Raw genomic sequence first — 23,565 nt, 5'->3', positions numbered from 1 at the left:
CTCAAAATAACAAATCAATTAGAAATCTTCACAGAACCTATGTATTTATTAAACTTATCTTTCTCATCTTTAAATTTATCGGCATCAGGCAAAGCAGTTTTTTTTTTGGTAATATTTTTCCACCCTTTATTTTCTATAAAATCTTTTGCACGTTCTACCCATTCTATTAACCCCGGTGATTCAGGTTTAATAGCACCTATAGGACAATCAGGAACACAAACGCCACAATCTATACATTCATCGGGATTAATGACTAACATAAAATCATCTTCCCTTTCACCTTCATAAAAACAATCTACAGGACATACTTCAACACAATCGGTATATTTACATTTTATGCATTCATCGGTTACAACATAAGTCATTTTATTATCTGTTTTTGATTTTGTCGATTAATATAGCAGTTCTTAAAAGTAATACTAATAGAAAATATAATATAAAACTAATAAACATGATAATTAAAGGCTTTAGCATTGAAGAGTGAATAGTTGGACTCCCTAGCCTTAAAACACTAGCAGGCTGATGCAGACTATACCAAATATTTACCGAGAATTTTACTATCGGTATGTTAATCAGTCCGATAAGAGCAATAATAGAAGAAGGATTTTGTGCCTTTCTTATATTATCCGCACTATTCACTATAATAATATAGCTTAAATATAATAAAAATAATATGAGCATGGAGGTAAGTCTTGCATCCCAAACCCACCATGTCCCCCATATAGGTTTTCCCCATAAAGAACCTGTTACTAAACTAATCAAAGTAAAAGTAGCCCCAACGTAACTAGAAGCTAAGGCTAGCAAATAGCTAATAGTAGTTTTCCATACTAAACAGCTAAAGCTGCATACTGCCATGAAAACATAAACACCAAGAGCCATCCAAGAGGCAGGGACATGAACATACATAATACGTACAAAATCACCTTGCTGATAATCTACCGGCGAAACTATGAGGGCTAAATAAAGACCTATAATCATCATTACGCAAGTAGATATAGCTAATATAGGTATTATAACCTTTGATAATTTATTAAAATAATAGGGGGTTAATAGTTTTAGCATGTTTTCTTACTTCTTTATGTCATTCTGTGGCTAGAAATAACAGTTCTTATCCTCTTAAAAAACTCTTTCATTAATAGCCCCGAATCTTCGGCAAGAATTCCGCTATATATTTCCGGTCTATGAAAACAAGCACTACTGTTAAAATATCGCAAATTACTTTCGACTGCTCCGTGCTTGGAATCAGAAGCCCCATACAATAAACGTTTTAACCTGCTATGAGCTATAGCTGCCGCACACATAGCACAAGGTTCTAAAGTAACGTAAATATCATAATCATTTAAATTTTTAGACGATATAAGATTACATGCTTCATTAATAGCAATAATTTCAGCATGATAAAGAGCGTTATTTTTTTCTTCCGTATTGTTATGGGTACTAGCAATAATTTTCTGATTTAACCTATCTACAACTACCGCTCCGATCGGGACTTCATTTTTATCAAAAGCAATCCTTGCTTGTTTTAAAGCTTGCTCCATGAAAAAATTATTAAAATTAGCTTCTTTATCTAACAATATATTCACGGTACTTTACGTGTTCTTCGATTCCAAAAGGATCTTGGTGGATAATTATTTCAGCCTCCGGAAATTCCTGCAATATTTCAAAAGCAATCTCATCACTAATTTTATGAGCATTATAAAGCGACATATTGCCGTCCATTTCCAGATGGCACTGGATAAAAGCTTTTTGACCGGCATATCTAGTTTTCATTTCGTGCATACCTTTTGCCCCTAAATGGTTATTCACTATCGAGATAATTTTTTGTCTGTCTTGTTCGGGTAATTCATGATCTACTAAATTTTTAAATGCCTTTTTAAATAAAGAATAAGAAGAGTGAAATATATATAACGAAATAACTACACCAAATAATGGATCAACAAACCAAAAATAATCACTTAAATTTATAGAGATAATTACTATAACATTAGTTAGTAAGTCCGTGAAATAATGAAGCTTATCGGCTTTTACTATTTCCGATCCTGTTTTTTTAATTACATAAGTTTGATAAAACACTAAAATAATTGTTAAGAATATACATACATACATTACAGCAGTACCGTCGCTAATATTCTCCGGTTTTGTTTTTTCAAGTAAAGATTTAACCGAAGAAAAGCCTACAAAAAAAGCTGAAGCAAAGAAAAATATCGATTGAGAAAAAATTGTTAAATCCTGCAGTTTTTCATACCCGAATCGATGATGATGATCTGGCGGTTGCAGGGCAAATCTTAAAGCTATTAGATTAATAAAGGAAGAAGTTATATCAAGCATTGAATCAATTAAAGAAGCAAGGATTGATTGCGAATCGGTAACAACCCAAGCATATAATTTTATACTTAAAATAATTAATGCCGTAGTAACCGATAAATAAGATGCCGATTTTATTAACCGATTACGGCTATTAGTATCCATGACAAATCTTTCCAATTTATTTATTTGTAGTTTAACAAAGAAAATATAAAATTCAATTATAATGAGGTTCTGTGAACAAAATTAAAAATAATATTTTAAAATACAAATAATTTAAATTTTGTTTACAGAATCTAGTTTTAGCTTTACAAAATTCTAAAAACCATATACTTATTAATTATATATTATATTTAGAGCGAATTATATGAAACTATTATCTAAAATTATGATTATAGCTCTTGCAACTTCTATGTTACAAGCCTGTAACGGTCCTCCGGGCGGTATGAATAAACAAGGTACAGGAACACTTCTTGGCGGTGCTGGCGGCGCATTACTTGGTTCTCAATTCGGTAAGGGCAAAGGACAGCTTGTTGGAGTAGGTGTAGGTGCATTACTTGGAGCAGTTCTTGGTGGACAAATCGGTGCAGGTATGGATGAACAGGATAGAAGACTTGCAGAGCTTACCTCACAGAGAGCTTTAGAAACAGCTCCTAGTGGTAGTAACGTAGAATGGCGTAATCCGGATAACGGCAATTACGGTTACGTAACACCTAATAAAACTTATAGAAATAGCACTGGTCAATATTGCCGTGAGTACACTCAAACAGTTGTAATAGGCGGAAAACAACAAAAAGCATACGGTAATGCATGCCGCCAACCTGACGGACAATGGCAAGTTGTGAATTGATAGACAAAACGTCATGACTTTCATAATAACAAGTACGGCATTTAAACATAATGATCGCATTCCTGATAAATTTACTTGTAAAGGACAAAATGTTTCACCGCATCTAGAGTGGAGTAATGCTCCTTCAGATACTAAATCTTTTGCACTTATAATGGATGATCCGGATGCACCGGTAGAAATAGCACCGCCACACGGTATATGGGATCATTGGGTAATATATAATATTTCTGCTTCTATTACTAAGCTTTCAGAAGGACAAATAGATAGTAGTATTAAAATTTAAAATAATAGCTGGCAAAAAAAATACGGCGGTCCTTGTCCACCTGCCGGCAAACCTCATCGTTATTTTTTTAAACTATATGCCCTAAATGATTATCTTGAGCTTGATGAGAATGCTAGCAAGCCAGATTTAGTATTAGCCCTGCAAAAACATTTACTTGCCGAGGCAGCACTAATCGGCATTTATTCTATTTAATGAATGCTATTTATTGCCCACTGTGTCGTCCCGTGGCTTAACCACGGGATCTAGAAAAATAACTTAAAACATTAATAACTTTAGTATTTATTACTGGATCCCGTGGTCAAGCTACGGGGATGGCAGAAGTAAACTGACACATGCAAAAACCTATAATCGAGTTTCGTAACGTATCTAAAAAATTCGGTAATAAATTGCCGATAAATAACGTTAGTTTCACTGTCAAAAAAAATAATATCACTACTTTAATCGGACCTAACGGTGCAGGTAAAACTACCATAGTACGCTTAATGCTTGGACTTGAAAAGCCTACAAGCGGTGAGATTATAATTGATCCCAAACTAAAAATTGGATATGTACCGCAGAAGTTCGGATTAACCCCTGATTTACCTATTACAGTAAAAAATTTTTTAGAGTTGTTAGCACCGAATAATTTTAATAACAATATTAAAGAGATTAACTCATTTATTGATTTGGAACATATAAAAGATCAAGAAATTTCTAAGCTCTCAGGAGGGCAATTGCAAAAGGTAGTTCTTGCATGTTCAATAGTTAATAATCCCGACTTAATTATTTTAGATGAACCGTTACAGTCTTTAGACGTAACAAGCCAACAAGAATTTTATCAGCTTATTAATTTGATTCGTAAAAAGCTCAATATTACGGTTTTTATGATTTCTCATGATTTATTTACCGTAATAAAAAACTCCGATCAAGTGATATGCTTAAACGGTCACATATGTTGCAGCGGAATACCAAATGCAATAACTCCTAACTCTGAATTCTCAAATGCACTTTCTGCTCTAGGCTTCTATACCCACCACCATGACCATAAGCATTAGAATTCTTGCATAACTTATTTGTCTCCAAAAGGATCTCTCCTTATTAGCTATGTTATGCAAGAATTCTATTATACTTGAATTGTATTCCACGCTCACCTCAGCTTGTTCTGTAGCATCACCTATCAACTCTACTGTTAATGCATTGTGATCCGTATTATCGAACTGAGTTAAATCATTTTCATTTGTATTACCTGATTCTTGTTGGCCTGTTATCACATTAAACAATTCTTTCGTAATGAGCCTGGCCTTAGATAAGCTTTTTACCTTATAACTATTTTCAATAAAGAGTTTCTGCTGACTTGGTTCCATTGCAAGTAATTCTTTCACACTAACATCAGCATCAGTCAAACTTTTTATATTATCGTCATTTTCAACAAAGAATTCTTGTTTATTGTTTTCTATATTCGAAATTTGTGCAAAAGTAAAACCTATGTTAAGCAACGATATTTCCTCTTCTGTTAAATCTCGGTTAATTTGCTTACTTATTATAATTTGTTGTAGTAATACTATCAGTTTTTAGCTCTTCAATAGTAGAATATTGATTAACCTGGTTATTAGCATTTTTTCCTAAGTTTAATTCTATTGTTGGTACTTCTCTTGTAATAGGATAAACATTTGTTGCATCGCCATATATAAATCTTACTCCATTGGTTTTGGATGAAGTATAGTGTTTATATCAAGTTTAGGAGTTTGTCCGCCATATCCTACATATAAATTTAATGCTTGTTTTTGTAATGCTTCTCTCAATTTATTTATTATAGGTACAAATAATAATTTATCTTCTTTCCCTAAATGCTCAAATGAATCTAGTACCATACATAGAAGTGGCTTTTTCATTCTTTTTTCCCTCTCCAGCAAGCCAAGCATATGACTGAGCTCTTATATTTCCTTTATCATCCGTAATTATATAAAAACCGGCATTTGCTTTACTCATACCATCTAAAATACATCTTTTGGAATCATGTCCTATAGATTGGCAAGAATTACTAAATTTACCAAGCATAAAACCTTTCATATCATCGGCAGGTAATTTAGGAAAATTATACTTTTTGCCTGTTACCTCTATATCAAAATTAATATCAGGCATATAATATTCTTTTATAAAGTTCAATGCTTTTTGAAAACTATTATTATCTAGTTTTCCTTTTAAAGAAAAATTAGCTAAATTTTTTGCATGTAATTTATTTTCTTCTGATAATTCTTCTTTGTTGTACTTATAAGATTCTTTAATTACTATTTCAGTTACTTGATTTACTAATTCTTTAAATCATTTTTAGTTATCTGCTGAAAATCATTTAATTTATTTTCTTTAAGAATTTTTTGAAATTTTTTAGTTTTTTCCAGTAAGTGTGCATTACTGAAAATATATAATCAGTCTCTTCCAGATTTATTTAAAATTTGAAAAAATTCTAATATTTTGGAAGACAATGTTTGTGGTAAATTAAATTGAAAACTCAATTCTATTGTTTCTTTTGTATCATAATTAACAGTTTTTAAGTAACTTTTTATATCTTCTAAATTTCCAAAGTAAGTAGATACTTTTTTAGCCATTTCTAAAGAATTTAAACCGCTATTCTCCGTATATAAGTCAGCGATTTTCGACAATATGGCAATATTCCTTACATCGTTCTTTAACTAATAAGATTTTTTAAGGCGTGTATTTGTACTTAAATATTGCTTATGTATTTTTTCAAAAACATCATTAGTATTTAATTGATCAAAATTATTTTCTAATAATTCTTTTAATGTATCACTAGACTTTTTATTAAAGCCCTCTTTATATAAAATATTTCAGCATCGTCTTGGTTTATTCCAGCTTTTTTTAAAGTCATGGGATTACTTTTAGCATTTTCTTCTAAGGTTGTTATGGCCTTTTCTAAATTAATTTTTTTTTGGATCACTAGCTTTCGCTAGTTTTTTGTTTAATTGTTCCAAGCGTTGCTTTGGATCTTGTTTATCTATCCATTCTTCGGTAGTTAATAAATTATAAATTTTTTCAATACTATTAAATGTAACTTTCATTAATTTCTTCTTTTATAATTATTCTATAGAAAATCATAAAACATGGTAATAACCATAAAATATGATAATTTTTAGAAAATAGCAAGATTTAGATTAATTTTTCTTAACGAAATCAAGGAATGAGTGTTAAGGATAATTTAGAAATACATCAAATAGCAAATTATATAGAGTAACTTGCTATTTATATTAGATCACACCAAATATTGCTTCAAATATCTACCGGTATGGCTTTCCTCACAGGCAGCGATGTCGGCAGGGGTGCCACATACAACTATCTTACCGCCTTTGTCGCCACCTTCAGGACCAACGTCAATAATATAATCTGCAGTTTTTATAACATCTAAATTATGCTCGATAACTAAAACGGTATTGCCCATATCAACAAGTTTATGTAACACTTTTAACAATTTATTAATATCGTCGATATGTAATCCCGTAGTTGGTTCATCAAGTATATAAAGCGTTTTACCGGTTGAACGTCTTGATAATTCTTTAGCAAGCTTAATGCGTTGTGCTTCACCACCTGAAAGAGTAGTAGCAGACTGACCGATTTTAATATAGCCTAGACCCACTTCATTTAAGGTAATTAATTTTTCATAGATTAACGGTATTTTTTCAAAAAACTGCATCGCATCTTCTACAGTCATCATCAAAATATCGGCAATAGATTTACCTTTATATTTTATTTCAAGCGTTTCTCTATTATATCTGTGACCGTTACAAATATCACACTTTACATATACGTCAGGTAGGAAATGCATCTCTATTTTTATTAGCCCATCACCTTGGCATGCTTCACATCTACCACCTTTAACGTTAAACGAAAATCTGCCTACTTTATACCCTCTAGCTTTTGATTCAGGTAACTCCACAAACCAATCCCTAATATGGGTAAAGGCACCTGTATAAGTCGCAGGGTTTGAACGAGGAGTTCTACCTATCGGAGATTGATTAATATCGATAATTTTATCAATATATTCAAGTCCTTTTAACTCTCTATATTTGCCTGGAAATACTTTGCTAGTTGGCTCTAAATGCTTTAGAGCCGCTTTATATAGAGTATGAATCATCAAGCTTGATTTACCGCTTCCCGATACTCCCGTTATAGCAGTAAAAGTACCAAGCGGAATTTTGATATCAACATTATCTAAATTGTTGGAAACCGCCCCAAGTAATTCAATTGCCCTATTATCATGCCCTACTCTTGTTTCAGACGGCACTTTGATTGTTTGACGACCACTTAGATACCTACCTGTGATACTTTCTTCACAATTCTTTATTTCTTCAGCATTTCCTTCCGCAATAACACGACCGCCGTGAATACCGGCTCCCGGTCCTATATCAATAATATGGTCTGCTTCATATATTGTTTCTTCATCATGCTCGACTACCAAAACGGTATTACCCAAATCTCTAAGGCTTTTTAGTGTCTCAATTAATCTTGTATTATCTCGTTGATGAAGACCAATAGACGGCTCATCAAGTACATATAAAACACCGCTCAGTCCTGAACCTATTTGAGATGCAAGACGAATACGCTGACTTTCCCCCCCCGATAAAGTACCTGCTTCTCGTGATAACGTTAGATAATCAAGCCCGACATTCATAAGAAATTTTAATCTCTCAGTAATTTCTTTGAGTATACGCTCAGCAATCAATAATTGCTTTTTATTTAATTTTTCTTCTAAGTGACTAAACCATTTTTGCAAGGCTGCAATACTCATACCTGCTACTTCGCCTATATGAAAATTTGCTATTTTAACGCATAATGCTTCGGCTTTTAATCTAAACCCTGAACAAGCAGTACATTTATGCTCTGACTTAAATTTAGCTAGTTCTTCTTTAATTAAAACCGATTCTATAGTACGGTCCTTTTCTTGCAAACTTGGTATTATACCGGCAAAAGGTTGTTTTATTATTTGCGTTTTAGAACCATCGTGAAATTCAAACTTTATTGCCTCTTCTCCTGAACCTTCAAATAAAATATCCTTAACATTTTGTGATAAACTTACAAAAGGTACTTCAATAGAAAATTTATAATGATCGGCAAGAGCCTTTAATGTCTCTAGGATAAATTTAGAAGCTGTACTACCCCAAGGCACTATTGCACCGTCTTTAATAGCAATTCTTTGATCCGGAACTATTAAATCTCTATCAAAGAAAAACTCCTTACCTATCCCTTCACATTTAGGACATGCTCCAAAAGGACTATTAAAAGAAAAGATTCGAGGCTCTATTTCAGTAAGCTGAAAACCCGATACCGGACAAGAATATTGCTCGGAAAAAGTAATACGCTGATTTTTTTCAAACTCGCTCTTAACTGCCGGCGGTAATTCTACAATTGCCAAATAAGTAATACCCTCGGCAAGATTTAACGAACTCTCTAAGCTCTCTGCAAGTCTATTACCTAAACTTTCGTCTAGAACTATTCTATCAACGATCACTTCTATATTATGCTTCTTATTTTTATCAAGTTTCGGTAAATCATCAATTTCGCAAACTTCCCCGTTAACTATTAATTTTTGAAAGCCTTGCTTTTTCAAATTCATAATTTCACGCTTGAACTCACCCTTATGTCCTCTAACAATAGGAGCAAGTAAATATATTTTCGTACCCTTAGGTAGTTCGTTAATTATATCTACCATCTCGGAAACTGTTTGGCTATGTATCGGAAGACCGGTTGCCGGAGAGTAAGGAATACCCACCCTTGCATATAATAACCTAAGATAATCGTAAATTTCCGTTATAGTTCCAACCGTAGAACGTGGATTTTTGGAAGTAGTTTTTTGGTCAATTGCAATAGCAGGCGATAATCCGGAAATAGATTCTACATTAGGTTTATTTTGTAAATGTAAGAATTGCCTTGCATATGAAGATAAACTTTCAACATATCGCCTTTGACCTTCTGCATAAATAGTATCAAACGCTAAAGAAGACTTGCCTGAACCGCTAAGACCGGTGATAACAACAAATTTATTCCTTGGAATATTAACATTTATATTTTTTAGATTATGCTCTTTAGCACCGCGTACCTTAATGTATTCTTGGTTCATAATCACTTCACTACAAAATTTTTGAGATATTTTTTAAAAAACCTGTAGTATTATAGGCTCTTTTATTTTATTATTGCAATAGTAATATTTTAAAGTAGGTCATAATGGCAGGTAGTTTAAATAAAGTAATATTAATAGGTAATGTAGGGCGTGATCCGGAAATGAGAACTACGGGCGAAGGAAAAAAAATCATTAATCTTTCCTTAGCAACAACCGAAACTTGGAAAGATCGCATTACCAGCGAACGAAAAGAACGCACTGAATGGCATAGAGTAGTGATATTTAGTGAAGGGTTAGTATCTGTTGTAGAACGCTATGTCACAAAAGGTAGCAAATTATATATTGAAGGTTCATTGCAAACCCGTAAGTGGAATGATAATTCAGGTCAAGAAAAATATACCACGGAAGTTGTGTTACAAAACTTTAATTCACAATTAATATTATTAGATAGTAAAAACTCTAATAATCATAATCAAGATTCAGGGCATAGCGAATATAAACATCCTGAAACTAAAAATCATTCCTTTGACCATAGCGACTTAGACGACGAAATACCATTTTAATCAAAATTGTTATGAAAAATTTTATTTGGGCAATAATATTTTTAATACCAATATTTCTTTCAGGGTGTTCTACTACTCATGATGTAGCTAGAAGGATAAAGCATTCGCAAGATATAGCAACTCAAAATAACTTTCAGATGGGGCTAGTAAACGGTGGTGATTTTACTCTTACGACTTATCAGCGTATTACCGACCGTAACCTACCTTTTGTATTCTATATTGAGGGAGATGGACATCTTGCGGATGGATCTGCTAATTCCAACAACCCTACTCCCGTTAATCCGATGCTCTTAAAGCTTGCTACAATGGATAAAAGACCGAATATTGTTTATATAGCAAGACCTTGCCAATATACTCCTTTAGACATGAACTCAAAATGCATTAGCGATTATTGGTTAGATAAAAGAATGGGGCAGGAAGTTGTAGATTCAATTAACAATGTCATAAATATTATCAATAACGGACAAAAATTTAGCTTAGTCGGCTTCTCCGGTGGCGGCGGGCTTACAATATTAATTGCAGCTCAAAATAGTAATGTTAAAGATATTATAACGATTGCCGGTAATTTAGATACTAAAAAGTTTGATAAATATCATAATTATCGTGGTTACTTAGTTAAATCTTTAAACCCGATAAATTATGCAAAACAGGTTAATAATATCCCTCAATTACATCTCTCCGGCATGGATGACAAAAGAGTCCCGCCTTTCATAGCAGCACTTTACGTAAAAGCAAGTAACTCACCGTGTGTAAAAAAGCAAACTTTTCCTAATATTTCTCATACAAAAGGTTGGGATAAAGTTTGGTCTAATATATTAGAGATTCCTTTGATTTGTAATTAGGCATTAGGAAATATTATTAATTTATATTCAAGCACTTATCATGGCTTTTGCCCTTAATGTTATGCCAGCTGTACCAAATTGTTTTAGACATTTTCCAATCTTTAAACGCTTTACTTCTGTAACATTTACATATGTTGTATCAACTGCTTGTATGTATGTTATTAGCTCTTTTGGTTTTCCTCATTTAATAAAAACCTTTAGAAACTGGGAAGTATTAATTATTATGATTCCAACAAGTATTGGATTTGGTATATTTCATTTTGAAAAATTGGAGAAAGAAAGTGGAAATTATCCGACAAAATCTTTTGCTCCTTCTCCGGTGATGTCTGCTTAATTGATAAATATTTATAGCAGGTTTCCTGTAATATCTCTTAGTTTAAGCGTATTATTAGAGAATTACAGGAAATAATCAAAAGTTTTAATAATTAGTAATAATTATAATCTATAATATTGCCGACGTTTCACTAAGCCTTGCAGCTTAAGACCACCTTTAGCACACATCCATCGCAATAACTCGTTAGCAGAGTTTGCATATTCACCTAGGTTTAGCTTTTGTTGCAATGTTGATGCTTGAAATGCCCCAGCCCTACAGTTGAAAATAAACGAGATTAAGGCGGCTTGTTGGTTTTCGGTTAATGGCACACCCTAGACGATTATCGATACATTTACCAGCTTCGAGTAATTATTATTTATCTTTCTACAGATCCTCGCTTGCTTTTTTGTGATATATTCTTGGGAGTAGTAATAAGAAATGAGGGAGGGGAGATTTATGTTTGTTAATAGTAGCCCTTATGCATTCTAGTGTTTGTTTAGTATTTTTATTAGCATGATAGAATCCATATAAAATACCTACTTCTTTCTGTTCTTTTTTGAAAGCTTCTTTATTTCCTATGTTAGCCAAAGCTTTAAAACTATGTTTTATAACTTGTCCAATATTTTTAAAAACATGCGAATTATCTTTTTTAGCTGTTTCTTTGCACCATATATCTAGATTCTCTAATTCTTTTTTGAGTTCTTAAGAAATTGCTTTTTTGTTTTCAGGATTTTCATTCCATTTTGCATAAGTATTAATAATCTTTTCTAATTTTTCTTTAAACTTTTTTTCGTTATTACTCAGTTTTAAATTAAGCATTACACCAGAATGGTTGATGATAGTTCTGTGAGTGTATTAATAATCATTTCTTCTTTTAATCCATTATTAGCTCCATTAAACAAATTTTCATATTTATGTCTACATATGGAACGATACTTGTGATATCATGATTATTAAATATTAGTTAACACAAAAGAAATTAAAGCTTTAATTAATAAACTTGAGAAATATTTTTAATATTTCGTTTTATAAGGTGATACATTGACTATTTAGCAGAAAGAGAAAAGCTGCTTAGTTTAGAAACTTGGTGAAAAACAATTAATATTCAGTTAAACGGTCAAAAGCTTGATTTTATGCTGCATCTGCGGTTTGATACGTTTGTAGAAACACCGAGAAATGCAGAATGGCGCACCCTAAAGGATTCGAACCTCTGACCCACAGATTAGAAATCTGTTGCTCTATCCAGCTGAGCTAAGGGTGCTAAACATTTATGGTAAACATAATATCAGTTTAAGCAAAGTTTTTCAAGGATTCTTTTTTTATATAAAAAGCAAATATGATAAAAAATATTCATGGATAAATTCTACAATTACAATTCTTCTTCACATCAGGCTTTACTTAGTTTTAAAGTAAAGCCTAATTCTAAACAAAATCTAATTAGCAATTTTGTAATTATTAATAATATCCCATATCTAAAATTATCTATAAAAGCAATACCGGAACAAGGTAAAGCGAATGCAGAAATCATAAATTATTTAGCAAAAGAATGGAAATTATCACGTAGTAATATCGAAATTATTAAAGGTCATACTCATAGCTTAAAAACGATATTGATAAAAAATATTAATGAAGACTATTTAAATTTGATTATTAATTCCTATATTAAATAAGATGCAGTTGTTGCTAGACTTCCAATGTCATTCCCGCTTTCGTGGGAATCCAGTTTATATTTATTATTTTCTAGATTCCTGCTTTCACAGGAATGACATAAGCAGTCATATGACGAAAAAATAATTTATTAACTGGAATAATTATGATACAAGAAAAAAAGAAATTTGATGCCGAGGTTGGCAAGATTTTAAATTTAATGATTCACTCTCTTTATAGTAATAAAGAGATTTTTATGAGGGAGTTAATTTCCAATGCTTCGGATGCTTGTGATAAATTACGTTATTTATCTCAAAGTAATAGTGAATTAGTAGCCGGCGATAGCAATTTTAAAATTACGGTTAAAGTCGATAAAGATAACGGACAAATCATTATCCGTGATAACGGCATCGGCATGAATAAAGACGATTTAATTGAAAATCTCGGTACTATTGCAAGATCGGGTACGGCAAATTTTCTTAAAAGCCTATCCGGTGATTCTAAAAAAGACAATATGCTAATTGGTCAATTTGGTGTTGGATTTTATTCAAGCTTTATGGTAGCCGATAAAGTGACTGTAACCTCAAGAAAAGCTGGGGAAGATAAAGTTCATATTTGGGAATCAGACGGGCTTGGTGAATATACTGTCTCAGATTCAGATAAAGAGTTCACAAGAGGCACGGAAATCGTTTTACATATCAAAAAGGAAGAAGATACATTCCTTGATCATTTTAGATTAAAACACATCGTTAAAAGCTATTCCGATCACATAGCAGTACCAATATATTTCTTTGATGAAGCTGGTAATAATGAAATCCAGCTTAATTCAGCTTCTGCATTATGGACAAGACCGAAATCGGAAATTACGGAAGAACAATATAAAGAATTCTACAAAAGTCTATCTTATGCCATTGATGACCCTTGGATAACTATGCATAATAAAAACGAGGGAGCTATAGAATTTACTAACCTACTTTTCATTCCATCAAGCAAAACATTTGATTTATTCCACCCTGATCGCAAAAGGCGAGTAAAATTATATATAAAAAGAGTATTTATATCTGATGAGAATATAGATTTAATCCCGTCATATTTAAGATTTTTACGAGGCGTGGTTGATTCAGAAGATTTACCACTAAATATTAGCCGTGAATCACTGCAGCATAATAGTGTGCTTGAGAAAATCAAAAATGCTATTACAAAAAGAGTACTTGGCGAGCTTAGAAAAAAGAAAGAGGAATCACCTGAAGAATATAATAAGTTTTGGGCTAATTTCGGCGGTGCTTTAAAAGAGGGTTTATGTGAAGCTACTACCAACCATGAAAAATTATTAGAGGTATGCATATTCAGAAGTGCCTTACATAATAAAATGATCAGCCTTGACGAATATATAGCGAATTTTAAAGAAGGGCAGAGTACTATATATTATTTAAGCGGTGATAACCCCGATAAATTACTTTCAAGCCCACAAATCGAAGGGTTGTTAAGTAAAAAAATCGATGTATTACTTTTTACCGATACAGTGGATGATTTTTGGGTAAATGTTAATAGCAAATATAAAGAACATGCTATTAAATCAGCGACAAGAAGCGATATCGATGTAGAGCAAACTACTTCACAATCTGAGGAGAAAAATACAGATAGTAAAAAATCCGATGATGAATATAAATTGCTAACAGATTATTTTAAAGAGACACTAGGGGAGTTGGTAAAAGAAGTTAAGATCTCTAAAAAACTTACTTCAAGTCCTGCTTGTCTTGCCGTTAGCGACGCTGCTATGGATATTCGTATGGAGAGATTTTTGATTGAACAGAAACAAATAGCTAATGCCTCAGCTAAAAATCTAGAGTTAAACCCTAAAAATAAAATCATAGAGAAAATCTTTAACGACTTAAAAGCAAATAATAAAAATAATGAAGAATTGGTTAATCTAATATTTGATCAAGCCTGTATTTTAGAGGGTGAACCGGTTGCTGATACAGGTGCATTTTCAAAGAGATTAAACGATATTGTACAAAAAGCCATATTATAACTTTAAACTTTTTTAATTTTAATGTAGAATAGCTGCAAACGTGAGTTTGGAAGTATTGTTCTGTTCAATGTCATTCCCGCGTAGGCGGGAATCTAGAAAGAACATTCAAAATATCTGATTACAGAATTTTATAATTAATAAAATGGATTCCCGCCTACGCGGGAATGACATCGAGAAAATGTCTTATTACGATATTATATTTAGCAAACATATAGATAAGATCAAAAGCGAAGGAAGATATCGAGAATTTAAGACCTTAAAAAGACAAGCCGATAATTTTCCTTTTGCAGAACACGCTAATAAACAAATAGTTATGTGGTGCATTAATGACTATTTGGGTATGAGTAAACATGCAAAAGTAATGCACTCTTCTATAGATGCCTTGCTAAAATACGGTGTTGGATCAGGTGGAACTCGCAATATCGGCGGTAATAATATTGCCATTCTTGAGCTTGAAAAAGAACTTGCAAATTTACACAAAAAGCAAGCAGCTTTAGTTTTTACATCCGGTTTTGTTGCAAATGATACAACGCTTGCAAGTCTTGCTAAAATCATGCCAGATATAGTATTTTTCTCCGATGAGCTAAATCATGCATCAATAATTGCAGGGATTACAAGTTCAAGAGCCGAGAAATATATATATAGACATTTAGATGTTAAGCATCTAGAAGAGCTTTTACAATCAATCGATATTAATAGACCGAAAATTGTTGTTTTTGAATCGGTTTACTCTATGGACGGTTTTTTCTCACCTATCAAAGATATAATCAACTTAGCCAAAAAATATAATGCTTTAACCTTTATCGATGAAGTTCATACGGTCGGTTTATACGGTAAACAGGGTGGCGGTATTGCCGAGCTTCTTAATTGTAGTGATCAAATCGATATTATTCAAGGGACACTTGCCAAAGCATATGGTACTATCGGCGGTTATATCACTAGCAACCATAATTTAGTTGACGCTATAAGACTAACCGCTCCAGGGTTTATTTTCACTACTTCATTGCCGCCGGTAATTTCTACCGCTGCAACGCATAGTATTAGACATCTTAAAGAATCGAATGAAGAACGAATAAAACATCAAGAAGTAGTTACAAAACTTAAAAACTCTTTTGAACGTTTTAATATACCGTATTTGAAAAATAAAAGTCATATAGTGCCGATAATTATTGGTGATCCGATTAAAACGGCGAAAGCCTCAAATATGCTCCTTAATGAATACGGTATTTACGTTCAACATATCAATTTTCCAACCGTACCGAGAGGTACGGAACGCCTCCGCATCATCCCAACCCCTGCCCATACCGACAAAATGATCAATGATTTATCTGTAGCTTTAGTGCAAATATTTGCCGAACTTGATATAGAATTATCTTCTGCTAAAGAACTAAACGAAGAAGTACACTTAAATCTTATTGCTTAACACCATTGTGAGGCAAATTACTCAGTAATTGACTAAGGCAGTCTAATAAAAAATGCTCTTAATGTCATTCCTGCGTGGCATTGTTGCGTGGATTGGTTTTCCGTCATTACGAGTAATTCGACGAAGCAATTCAGTAAAAAATTCTGTAAATCAGAATTTTTTTAATTATTTTTTTGGATTGCCACGTCGCTTCGCGCCTAGCAATGACGATTTGGCCTCTACATAACAACACTTTCAGTTATTTAACTCGTAACGATATCTATCTTTGGTTAATAATGCCACAAATCTTATACCCAATTTATTTACTTGCTTTTGCTCCTAAATCATCTAGTTTATTGCAATATACTCTAAAAAAGTAGGATATAACCCTTTAAATTCTTTTTAAAAAATAAAGAGTTACCCCATAAATACCTTATCTTTATATAATTTAAAAAATAGTTGTATTTTTATACCACTATAATATTAATTTTTTATTTCTATATAATTAATTTGTTTACTTTGAAGAATTTATAATTTGTTTTTTCTGCAAAATTTCAATATAAAGCTGTAATTATTGAGCTTTTAAAGTTAACTCAGATAAAGAACAAACGAGCAATAACAAAAAAGAAAAAAGTACTTCTACAAAATCGACTACGGCTAGTCGCTTAGCTCATGACAATATCCATCTTTAATTTAGCAATGGCTAAATTTTAACTTAATATAATTACCGAATATGTCTTTTTTTGACTGCAAAACTGCAATTATTAAACTCTTAAAACTCATGCCAGCAAAGAGTTTACTGCTTCTAAAATAGCAACCTAGCTAGTTGATACTTATCCTGAAGAAGCAAAGAAAAAAGAGGAAGCAAGCAATGATAAACGATTACTTAATGCTAAAAGCAAAGTAAGAAAGAGAAAAATTATTATCATGATTTATAGAAATGAAAACTATTGAACGCTATACAAAAAATAGAACCGAATATTAATACAATAAAAAAGGGAAATCGGGCTAAATATTGTTATATTAATAATACCGATAAGATATTTGATATATCTAAAATCATTAAAGCCCTTGAAAATTATAAGAAGCAGGAGCTTACTGCTATGGAAATGGCTCAATTGCTGTTAAGTGCTAACGCGAAATAGTTAGTGATTGCAAAAATAGACGACTATATGCCAGCAAAGGTGAGTTCTGCGAAACTCACAGTTAGCAATGCCTAATCCTAATGGGATTTTACAAAAACTATTGCATATTGCAGCTCTTTAGTTTATTTTGATTAGCAAACTATATACAGAATTAATGGATTATTAAAATGGGAATTACCGTATTAAAAAATGAAGGATTGGATTTTCATGCAAGAATTTCTACTCCTTTAAGTGAGATAGATGACGATATTCAAAAAGAATTACTTGATTTAACCAAAAAAGTTAAAATAGCAGGTTTTAGAACCGGTAAAGTACCGGTTTCAATTGTTAAGAAAAAATACGGTACTTCCGTCAGGAATGATATAATAGAAAGAAGAATTAACCATTCAGTAAATCACATTATTAAAGAGCATAATCTAAATATAATCGGTAGACCCAAAATTGAAGAATTACAAAACGAATCCGATAAAGCTTTAGAATTTACCGTAAAAATAGAGCTATTACCTAAAATTACTATTCCGGATTTAAAAAAAATCTCACTAGATCGTCCAAAATTAGAAGTAAACTCTAAAGATGTTGAAGAACAACTAGAAAAACTTGCTGCATTAACAAAAAATTATACTAAAGAAAGTAAAGCAAAAATAAAAGATGGAGATCAGGTTACTATTGATGCAATCGGGTACATCAAGGAGAAAGCTTTTGAGGACGGTAAATTAAATGATTTTAAGGTAATAATAGGTAGTAATGCACTTATTCCCGGTTTTGAGAAACAATTAATAGGTTCTAAAACAGGTAGTAAAGTAGATGTTAATGTTACTTTTCCTGAAAATTACCATGCTAAAGATTTAGCAGGTAAGGATGCTCGTTTTGTAGTACAAATTAAAGCAGTACATACTGCAGAACCTACCGTTATCGATGACGAATTTGCTAAAAAATTCCAAAGTAATAGCCTTGAAGAATTGCGTACACATTTTACTAAACAAATAGAAAATGAGTCGGAAGAAGCTATTAATACTATAATGAAAATGAACTTATTTGATAAGTTGGAAAAATTGTTAGATTTTGATGTACCGGAATCTTTATTAGAGCAAGAAAAAAATATTCTAAAGTCCGGAACCGATAAAAATGAACAAGATGAATCATTATTGAAAGATAAATCCTCTAAAGAAATAACAGCATATTATAATAAATTAGCCCTACGCCGTGTGCGAATAGGCTTATTACTTGCTGAATATGCAAAATCTAAAAATTTGCAATTAGAGCCTGATGATTTAAGAAAAGTTATTATGCAACAAGCACGTAATTTTCCTGGGCAGGAAAATATGATATTTGATTTTTATAAAAATAATCCTAGAGCAATTGAAGGACTTAAAGGTCCTGCCTTAGAAGATAAAGCTGTACAATATATATTTAATCACGAAATAAAGCTTAAAGAAAAGAAATATACTAAGGAAGAGCTAGAGAAATATCTAGAAGCAGAAGAACAACGTATTACTTTAATTTAAAGCTTATTCATTGTCATTGCAAGCGAACGTTAGTGAACGTGGCAATCTCAGGAGTCCTCGTAATGACAATCCTCAGTATCCACGCAGGCAATACCTAGTAGTATTACTCCTGATTTTTTATAGTCTCTAAAGCAAGTTTAACTATTTTATTTACTCCAGCATTAGTGCAGGTAGAGATAGGGAAAACTTCTTTATTAGTAACTTTCTGCAGTTTATTTATTTTTTCCTGTATTTCCTCATCTGTGAGAACATCGCATTTATTAAGACATATGGTTTCGATTTTATTTTTTAGATAATCGGAATATGATTCAAGCTCAAGACGTACCGTATTATAATCTGCAACTACATCATTACTAGAGCCATCTATTAAATGTATTAATACATTACATCTTTCTATATGCTTTAAGAATTTATCGCCAAGTCCGTGACCTTGATGAGCCCCCTCAATTAAACCAGGAATATCGGCTATGACAAACTCTTCGTCATCAACATATACCACTCCAAGATTTGGCACTAAAGTAGTAAAGGGATAATCGGCAATTTTAGGCTTGGCTGCCGTTACAACGGATAAAAAAGTAGATTTACCGACATTTGGAAGCCCCACAAGCCCAACATCAGAGAGAAGTTTTAAACTTAAATGAATCCACATTTCTTCGGCAATTCCTCCTTCCGTACTCTTTCTTGGAGCTTGATTAACCGACGATTTGAAATGGCTGTTACCAAGACCACCACTTCCTCCTTTAATTATTTCAAAACTTTGATCATCCACAGTGAAATCATAAAATAATATATTGCCGTCCTCGGAAAAGATTTGAGTACCGATCGGAACATCAAGAACTAATGATTTTCCTGATTTACCGCTTCTATTTGAATCTTTACCGTTTTCGCCGTTTTCTGCGGTAAAATGCTGTTTATATCGATAATTTACTAGCGTATTAAGATGGTGATTACTCCTGAAAATAACACTACCGCCACGTCCACCATCACCACCGTCCGGTCCGCCTCTGTCAATAAATTTCTCACGATGGAAACTAACACAACCATTGCCGCCGTTCCCACCTTTTATATATATTTTAACTTCATCAATAAAATGCATATGATTTATATTTTCAACGTCATTGCTAGGCACGAAGCGACCTGGCAATCTCATCAAATCTCTTGAGATTGCTATGCTCCTTGCAGTCGCTCGCAATGACGAAAATGTTTACCTCTCCCGAATACCCTTATACTCTCTATGTACATAACCGGTGTAAAGCTGTCTAGATCTGCTGATTTTTTGTTCAGGGTCTTCATGCATTTCTTTCCATTGTGCCATCCAGCCTACGGTTCTTGCTATTGCAAAAAGTACCGTGAACATTTGCGACGGTATACCCATAGCTTTATAGATAATACCCGAATAAAAATCAACATTTGGATATAATTTTCTCTCAATAAAATATTCATCTTTAAGAGCGATAGCTTCAAGTTCTATTGCTATTTGTAAGAGCGGATTGTTGTCTAGCTGCCCGAGTTCCTTTAATACTTCTTTGCACGTTTCTTTAAGTACTACGGCACGCGGGTCATAGTTTTTATATACACGATGACCAAAACCCATTAATCTAAATGGATCATTTTTATCCTTAGCTTTAGCTATATATTTAGGAATATACTCAGAACTACCGATTTCTTTAAGCATATTTATTACCGCTTCATTAGCCCCGCCGTGAGCAGGTCCCCAAAGTGAGGCAATACCCGTGCTAATACAAGCAAAAGGGTTAGCTCCGGATGAGCCGGCAATTCGGACTGTTGAAGTAGAAGCATTCTGCTCATGATCGGCATGTAGGATAAATATCTTATTAAGAGCATTTTTTATTATTGGATTTACTGTATATTTCGTACAAGGCGTTGCAAACATCATATGCAGAAAATTTTCGGTAAAATCTAACGAATTATCAGGATAAATAAACGGTTGTCCTATAGAATATTTATAAGACATTGCAGCGATGGTAGGTATCTTAGCAATCATTCTAATAGCGGTAAGCTCGTAATCTGCTTCCTTAAAATTCAATAAATCAGGATAAAATGCCGAAAGAGAACCGACAGCCGCAAGCATAATAGCCATAGGATGAGAAGAGCTACAAAAGGTTTGAAATAAATAGTGTAATCTTTCATTCACTAATGAATGATGAGCAACCTGTTTAGTGAAATTATTATACTGCTCGCCACTTGGTAGTTCCCCATAAATCAGTAAATATGCCACTTCTAAAAAATCACTTTTCTCAGCTAAGTCTTTAATATCATATCCTCGATGCCGCAAGATTCCTTTATCACCGTCTATATAGGTGATAGTAGACTGACAAGAAGCAGTAGACATAAAACCCGGGTCGTAAGTAAAGCAATCGGCTTCCACAGATACCCTACTTATATCGATTACATCCTCACCGATACTTGCTTTAAGTATAGGTAATTTAAATATTTTTCCTCTGATTTTTAATTCAGCAAATTCTGAATCATTATTATTTTCATTGGTCATATGGATATACCTTATTTTTATACATCAGTAAGTATAACCCTAATTTAATGAAATTAGAAATGAATTATGATTTATTAGGATTTAAAAATTTTCTTTGATATCTTGCTCAACTTGCAAGGTTAATGAAAATTTAAAACGCACATGCTTCTACTTTCAACTGCAAGCCTAAAGCATTTAATAGATAATATTCTCTATATATATGTTCCCTATTTATATGAGCTTCTTTAGAGATTTTTGCTGTACCTCCTCTTGCTATAATGGCTTCTTTTAAAACAGCCATTATAGCTCATTATTATGATCCACGAAATATTGCTCTAACGCTTCATTAATATACCCTACTAATATTTCCTCATGTTGTAATTTCTCTTTTAAATAATCTGTAAACTTTACATATAACACCCTCAATTTCGTTTATAAACTTCTTCTATTATTTCTAAGACTTTTTTAATATCTTTGCCTTGAGTATCTTTATTACCTGCATTTAATAGCAGAATATCTGTTATAAAAATTGTATTTGTTTAGTGTTTTGCATATTAAACTTAACTAGAGATGATTGCACTGTCGCATATATACGACTAATTGTCTAGTAGAAAATTATTTTGAAAAGTACGTGCAGCTGTTGGTACTAGATTAATGTACAAGTTATGCAAGAAGTCTATTATTGACTAAATACTCCTTAATCTTGAGTAAATCATACCAAGAGGTGCGTTTTTGCATAGGTTGGCGGAGTAAATAGGCAGGGTGGAAGATTGCCGTAGTTTGAATAGGAGCGGATAGATATTTATTGGTATAAAAATAATATTCTTGTCTAATTTTAGTAATACCCGAATTTTTTCCAAGTAAGCTAGTTGCAGCCGTGCTACCGACTAGAATAATTAGCTGCGGGTTAATAAGAGCAATATGCTTCTCGACAAAAGGTCTACAAATATCGACTTCTTCGAACGTCGGCTGTCTATTAGCAGGAGGACGCCAAAATACCGTATTAGTAATATAAGCGTTATTTTTTCGTGAAATTCCGATAGCATGTAGCATATTATCAAGTAAATTGCCACTTTCGCCGTAAAAAGGTATTCCTTTCAAATCTTCGGTACTTCCTGGGGCTTCACCTATTAACATAATTCTAGCTTCCAAATTACCGTCACCGAAAACCGTATTAGTAGCAAATTTCTTAAGTTCACAACCATTAAAATTTATTAGAGATTCTTTTAGTTCTTCGATATTATTAGCTTTATCGGCAAGAGATCTTGCTAGGGTTATATTATCATGAACTTTATCATTCATATTGAATGCAGTTTCTTTTGTAGACATAAGTTTTACTTGTGGCTTTTCAGTTAGTTCAGTATTATTACGTACCTTTAATTGCGGTGGATGTTCATGGCAATAATATTCAACACCGATTGCACTTAACCATTTAAGCGTATTATTCATTATCTTAAAATAAAATATGTTAAAATATTCCGTACCACACGAACTAAATGGCATAAGGCTTGATAAAGCTCTATCATCGCTTCTTGAAAATGTTTCAAGGAATCAAATCCAAAAAGCTATTAAAGATTCGCAAGTACTAGTTAATGATGTAATTATTTCTGATCCTGATGTTTTGGTCAAGGAGAATGATATTATATTATTTTCTTTTAAAGAACCTGAAGAGCTAAAAATTGCAGCAGCAAATGTAACACTTGATATAATATATGAAGACGATGATTTGATAGTAATTAACAAAGCTGCAGGTATGACGGTACACCCAGGAGCAGGGCATCATGACGATACGCTTGTTAATGCTTTATTACATCATACAAAAAACTTATCGGATATCGGCTCATCAGAAAGACCCGGGATAGTACATCGTTTAGATAAAGACACTACGGGCTTGATGGTAGTTGCTAAAAATAATAAAGCACATATACTACTTGCAAATCAGATAGAACAAAGGCAGGTAATACGGAAATATAAAGTGTTAGTGTGGGGAGTAATAAATCCGCTAGAAGGAGTCATTAAGAATAATATAGGTCGCAGCCGAAGCGATCGCCAAAAAATGACCATATTAAAATATGGCGG

Annotated in this window: 27 protein-coding genes, 1 tRNA gene and 2 pseudogenes; 12 read left to right on the top strand and 18 right to left on the bottom strand. The window is 32.7% G+C overall.

The genetic code is table 11. The annotated features are described in order from the left end of the window. Positions 1-14: 14 nt before the first annotated feature. Genes fdxA through BG75_RS01225 form a run of 4 tightly spaced genes read right to left on the bottom strand, consistent with a single transcriptional unit; the run spans position 15 to position 2,469 of the window. Entirely contained in the window at positions 15-365 is a 351-nt protein-coding gene (gene fdxA, locus BG75_RS01240) for a ferredoxin FdxA (protein ID WP_062811135.1), read from the bottom strand. Between the two features lie 4 nt (positions 366-369). Continuing rightward, a complete protein-coding gene (locus tag BG75_RS01235; RefSeq protein ID WP_062811134.1) occupies positions 370-1,062 on the bottom strand; it encodes a heme ABC transporter permease in 693 nt (230 codons plus the stop codon). Positions 1,063-1,076: 14 nt separating this feature from the next. Beyond that, on the bottom strand, positions 1,077-1,583 hold the full coding sequence (locus BG75_RS01230; protein WP_062811133.1) for a nucleoside deaminase: 507 nt from the start codon (positions 1,581-1,583) through the stop codon (positions 1,077-1,079). Next, positions 1,564-2,469, bottom strand: coding sequence for a cation diffusion facilitator family transporter (locus BG75_RS01225; RefSeq protein WP_062811132.1), 906 nt, complete (start codon positions 2,467-2,469; stop codon positions 1,564-1,566). The genes BG75_RS01230 and BG75_RS01225 overlap by 20 nt, the downstream gene beginning before the upstream one ends. 202 nt (positions 2,470-2,671) lie before the next feature. On the opposite strand from BG75_RS01225, the gene BG75_RS01220 reads away from it, so the two are divergent. From BG75_RS01220 to BG75_RS01210, 3 genes and pseudogenes are all read left to right on the top strand, one after another. Beyond that, complete coding sequence (locus BG75_RS01220; protein WP_062811131.1) at positions 2,672-3,154, top strand: RT0821/Lpp0805 family surface protein; 483 nt, start codon at positions 2,672-2,674, stop codon at positions 3,152-3,154. 13 nt (positions 3,155-3,167) lie between these two features. Then, positions 3,168-3,629: pseudogene (locus tag BG75_RS06885) on the top strand (YbhB/YbcL family Raf kinase inhibitor-like protein). A gap of 140 nt (positions 3,630-3,769) precedes the next feature. Next, complete coding sequence (locus tag BG75_RS01210) at positions 3,770-4,471, top strand: metal ABC transporter ATP-binding protein (RefSeq protein ID WP_062811130.1); 702 nt, start codon at positions 3,770-3,772, stop codon at positions 4,469-4,471. Here BG75_RS01210 and BG75_RS01205 read toward each other — a convergent pair. The 7 genes and pseudogenes from BG75_RS01205 to uvrA form a co-directional block, all read right to left on the bottom strand. Beyond that, positions 4,433-4,912 carry a hypothetical protein gene (locus BG75_RS01205; protein WP_252903556.1) on the bottom strand — a complete coding sequence of 160 codons (480 nt, stop codon included), beginning with the start codon at positions 4,910-4,912 and terminating at the stop codon, positions 4,433-4,435. The genes BG75_RS01210 and BG75_RS01205 overlap by 39 nt on opposite strands. 198 nt (positions 4,913-5,110) lie before the next feature. Further along, positions 5,111-5,287, bottom strand: a complete 177-nt coding sequence (locus BG75_RS08590; RefSeq protein ID WP_196242455.1) for a hypothetical protein — start codon at positions 5,285-5,287, stop codon at positions 5,111-5,113. Continuing rightward, positions 5,268-5,558, bottom strand: a complete 291-nt coding sequence (locus BG75_RS01200; RefSeq protein WP_062811129.1) for a hypothetical protein — start codon at positions 5,556-5,558, stop codon at positions 5,268-5,270. The genes BG75_RS08590 and BG75_RS01200 overlap by 20 nt, the downstream gene beginning before the upstream one ends. Positions 5,559-5,725: 167 nt before the next feature. Further along, positions 5,726-6,076: pseudogene (locus tag BG75_RS01195) on the bottom strand (hypothetical protein). A 137-nt stretch (positions 6,077-6,213) separates the two neighbouring features. Then, the gene (locus tag BG75_RS09375; RefSeq protein ID WP_252903555.1) at positions 6,214-6,372 is read right to left on the bottom strand and encodes a hypothetical protein; all 159 of its coding nucleotides are present in this window, start codon (positions 6,370-6,372) and stop codon (positions 6,214-6,216) included. Further along, the gene (locus BG75_RS09370; protein ID WP_252903554.1) at positions 6,353-6,493 is read right to left on the bottom strand and encodes a hypothetical protein; all 141 of its coding nucleotides are present in this window, start codon (positions 6,491-6,493) and stop codon (positions 6,353-6,355) included. The genes BG75_RS09375 and BG75_RS09370 overlap by 20 nt, the downstream gene beginning before the upstream one ends. Before the next feature lie 191 nt (positions 6,494-6,684). Beyond that, a complete protein-coding gene (gene uvrA, locus BG75_RS01185) occupies positions 6,685-9,546 on the bottom strand; it encodes an excinuclease ABC subunit UvrA (RefSeq protein WP_062811127.1) in 2,862 nt (953 codons plus the stop codon). Between the two features lie 104 nt (positions 9,547-9,650). Between uvrA and BG75_RS01180 the strand changes: the two genes are divergently transcribed. The 3 genes from BG75_RS01180 to BG75_RS01170 are packed head-to-tail and all read left to right on the top strand — an operon-like array spanning position 9,651 to position 11,285. Then, complete coding sequence (locus tag BG75_RS01180) at positions 9,651-10,109, top strand: single-stranded DNA-binding protein (protein WP_010977855.1); 459 nt, start codon at positions 9,651-9,653, stop codon at positions 10,107-10,109. An 11-nt stretch (positions 10,110-10,120) separates the two neighbouring features. Beyond that, positions 10,121-10,951, top strand: coding sequence for an alpha/beta hydrolase family protein (locus tag BG75_RS01175; RefSeq protein WP_062811126.1), 831 nt, complete (start codon positions 10,121-10,123; stop codon positions 10,949-10,951). A gap of 40 nt (positions 10,952-10,991) precedes the next feature. After that, positions 10,992-11,285, top strand: a complete 294-nt coding sequence (locus tag BG75_RS01170; RefSeq protein ID WP_062811125.1) for a hypothetical protein — start codon at positions 10,992-10,994, stop codon at positions 11,283-11,285. Positions 11,286-11,386: 101 nt separating this feature from the next. Here the strand turns inward: BG75_RS01170 and BG75_RS06875 are convergent, their stop codons facing one another. The 3 genes from BG75_RS06875 to BG75_RS01155 all read right to left on the bottom strand — a co-directional run bounded on the left by BG75_RS06875 (position 11,387) and on the right by BG75_RS01155 (position 12,525). Next, positions 11,387-11,593, bottom strand: coding sequence for a glycoside hydrolase family protein (locus BG75_RS06875; RefSeq protein WP_084777176.1), 207 nt, complete (start codon positions 11,591-11,593; stop codon positions 11,387-11,389). A 55-nt stretch (positions 11,594-11,648) separates the two neighbouring features. Further along, positions 11,649-11,852 carry a hypothetical protein gene (locus BG75_RS01165; protein WP_062811124.1) on the bottom strand — a complete coding sequence of 68 codons (204 nt, stop codon included), beginning with the start codon at positions 11,850-11,852 and terminating at the stop codon, positions 11,649-11,651. A gap of 596 nt (positions 11,853-12,448) precedes the next feature. Continuing rightward, a tRNA-Arg gene (locus tag BG75_RS01155) sits at positions 12,449-12,525 on the bottom strand. A 91-nt stretch (positions 12,526-12,616) separates the two neighbouring features. Between BG75_RS01155 and BG75_RS01150 the strand changes: the two genes are divergently transcribed. The 5 genes from BG75_RS01150 to tig all read left to right on the top strand — a co-directional run bounded on the left by BG75_RS01150 (position 12,617) and on the right by tig (position 18,995). Next, a complete protein-coding gene (locus BG75_RS01150) occupies positions 12,617-12,934 on the top strand; it encodes a DUF167 domain-containing protein (RefSeq protein ID WP_014365070.1) in 318 nt (105 codons plus the stop codon). Positions 12,935-13,077: 143 nt separating this feature from the next. Further along, on the top strand, positions 13,078-14,943 hold the full coding sequence (htpG, locus tag BG75_RS01145) for a molecular chaperone HtpG (protein WP_062811123.1): 1,866 nt from the start codon (positions 13,078-13,080) through the stop codon (positions 14,941-14,943). 178 nt (positions 14,944-15,121) lie between these two features. Next, positions 15,122-16,366, top strand: a complete 1,245-nt coding sequence (hemA, locus tag BG75_RS01140) for a 5-aminolevulinate synthase (RefSeq protein ID WP_062811122.1) — start codon at positions 15,122-15,124, stop codon at positions 16,364-16,366. A 929-nt stretch (positions 16,367-17,295) separates the two neighbouring features. Then, entirely contained in the window at positions 17,296-17,490 is a 195-nt protein-coding gene (locus tag BG75_RS10455) for a hypothetical protein (RefSeq protein ID WP_062811121.1), read from the top strand. Between the two features lie 167 nt (positions 17,491-17,657). Next, a complete protein-coding gene (gene tig / locus BG75_RS01130) occupies positions 17,658-18,995 on the top strand; it encodes a trigger factor (RefSeq protein ID WP_062811120.1) in 1,338 nt (445 codons plus the stop codon). A gap of 103 nt (positions 18,996-19,098) precedes the next feature. Here the strand turns inward: tig and obgE are convergent, their stop codons facing one another. From obgE to BG75_RS01110, 4 genes are all read right to left on the bottom strand, one after another. Further along, on the bottom strand, positions 19,099-20,091 hold the full coding sequence (gene obgE, locus BG75_RS01125; RefSeq protein ID WP_062811158.1) for a GTPase ObgE: 993 nt from the start codon (positions 20,089-20,091) through the stop codon (positions 19,099-19,101). A gap of 108 nt (positions 20,092-20,199) precedes the next feature. Continuing rightward, positions 20,200-21,507, bottom strand: coding sequence for a citrate synthase (locus BG75_RS01120; protein WP_062811119.1), 1,308 nt, complete (start codon positions 21,505-21,507; stop codon positions 20,200-20,202). Between the two features lie 130 nt (positions 21,508-21,637). Continuing rightward, a complete protein-coding gene (locus BG75_RS01115) occupies positions 21,638-21,787 on the bottom strand; it encodes a hypothetical protein (RefSeq protein ID WP_062811118.1) in 150 nt (49 codons plus the stop codon). Between the two features lie 362 nt (positions 21,788-22,149). Continuing rightward, positions 22,150-22,935: a uracil-DNA glycosylase family protein gene (locus BG75_RS01110; RefSeq protein ID WP_062811117.1), complete on the bottom strand. Its 786-nt coding sequence runs from the start codon at positions 22,933-22,935 to the stop codon at positions 22,150-22,152. Between the two features lie 16 nt (positions 22,936-22,951). On the opposite strand from BG75_RS01110, the gene BG75_RS09365 reads away from it, so the two are divergent. Beyond that, a partial coding sequence (locus BG75_RS09365) for a pseudouridine synthase (RefSeq protein ID WP_252903553.1) occupies positions 22,952-23,565 on the top strand: 614 nt, incomplete at its 3' end.

Source organism: Rickettsia endosymbiont of Proechinophthirus fluctus, from assembly GCF_001602635.1.
Taxonomy (GTDB): Bacteria; Pseudomonadota; Alphaproteobacteria; order Rickettsiales; family Rickettsiaceae; genus Rickettsia; species Rickettsia rickettsii.
Note: the sequence above shows the minus strand (reverse complement) of the source record. Positions and strands in the feature narration are given on the sequence as shown.

What these genes read in the sequence shown, in the direction of transcription:
- fdxA (WP_062811135.1), bottom strand. Translation starts at nt 365, where the DNA reads ATGACTTATGTTGTAACCGATGAATGCATAAAATGTAAATATACCGAT.
- BG75_RS01170 (WP_062811125.1), top strand. Translation starts at nt 10,992, where the DNA reads ATGGCTTTTGCCCTTAATGTTATGCCAGCTGTACCAAATTGTTTTAGA.
- BG75_RS01150 (WP_014365070.1), top strand. Translation starts at nt 12,617, where the DNA reads ATGGATAAATTCTACAATTACAATTCTTCTTCACATCAGGCTTTACTT.
- hemA (WP_062811122.1), top strand. Translation starts at nt 15,122, where the DNA reads ATGTCTTATTACGATATTATATTTAGCAAACATATAGATAAGATCAAA.
- BG75_RS01200 (WP_062811129.1), bottom strand. Translation starts at nt 5,558, where the DNA reads ATGCCTGATATTAATTTTGATATAGAGGTAACAGGCAAAAAGTATAAT.
- BG75_RS01180 (WP_010977855.1), top strand. Translation starts at nt 9,651, where the DNA reads ATGGCAGGTAGTTTAAATAAAGTAATATTAATAGGTAATGTAGGGCGT.
- obgE (WP_062811158.1), bottom strand. Translation starts at nt 20,091, where the DNA reads ATGCATTTTATTGATGAAGTTAAAATATATATAAAAGGTGGGAACGGC.
- BG75_RS01235 (WP_062811134.1), bottom strand. Translation starts at nt 1,062, where the DNA reads ATGCTAAAACTATTAACCCCCTATTATTTTAATAAATTATCAAAGGTT.
- BG75_RS01220 (WP_062811131.1), top strand. Translation starts at nt 2,672, where the DNA reads ATGAAACTATTATCTAAAATTATGATTATAGCTCTTGCAACTTCTATG.
- htpG (WP_062811123.1), top strand. Translation starts at nt 13,078, where the DNA reads ATGATACAAGAAAAAAAGAAATTTGATGCCGAGGTTGGCAAGATTTTA.
- BG75_RS01210 (WP_062811130.1), top strand. Translation starts at nt 3,770, where the DNA reads ATGCAAAAACCTATAATCGAGTTTCGTAACGTATCTAAAAAATTCGGT.
- BG75_RS08590 (WP_196242455.1), bottom strand. Translation starts at nt 5,287, where the DNA reads ATGGTACTAGATTCATTTGAGCATTTAGGGAAAGAAGATAAATTATTA.
- BG75_RS01115 (WP_062811118.1), bottom strand. Translation starts at nt 21,787, where the DNA reads ATGGCTGTTTTAAAAGAAGCCATTATAGCAAGAGGAGGTACAGCAAAA.
- BG75_RS01120 (WP_062811119.1), bottom strand. Translation starts at nt 21,507, where the DNA reads ATGACCAATGAAAATAATAATGATTCAGAATTTGCTGAATTAAAAATC.
- tig (WP_062811120.1), top strand. Translation starts at nt 17,658, where the DNA reads ATGGGAATTACCGTATTAAAAAATGAAGGATTGGATTTTCATGCAAGA.
- BG75_RS01225 (WP_062811132.1), bottom strand. Translation starts at nt 2,469, where the DNA reads ATGGATACTAATAGCCGTAATCGGTTAATAAAATCGGCATCTTATTTA.
- BG75_RS01110 (WP_062811117.1), bottom strand. Translation starts at nt 22,935, where the DNA reads ATGAATAATACGCTTAAATGGTTAAGTGCAATCGGTGTTGAATATTAT.
- uvrA (WP_062811127.1), bottom strand. Translation starts at nt 9,546, where the DNA reads ATGAACCAAGAATACATTAAGGTACGCGGTGCTAAAGAGCATAATCTA.
- BG75_RS09370 (WP_252903554.1), bottom strand. Translation starts at nt 6,493, where the DNA reads ATGAAAGTTACATTTAATAGTATTGAAAAAATTTATAATTTATTAACT.
- BG75_RS01175 (WP_062811126.1), top strand. Translation starts at nt 10,121, where the DNA reads ATGAAAAATTTTATTTGGGCAATAATATTTTTAATACCAATATTTCTT.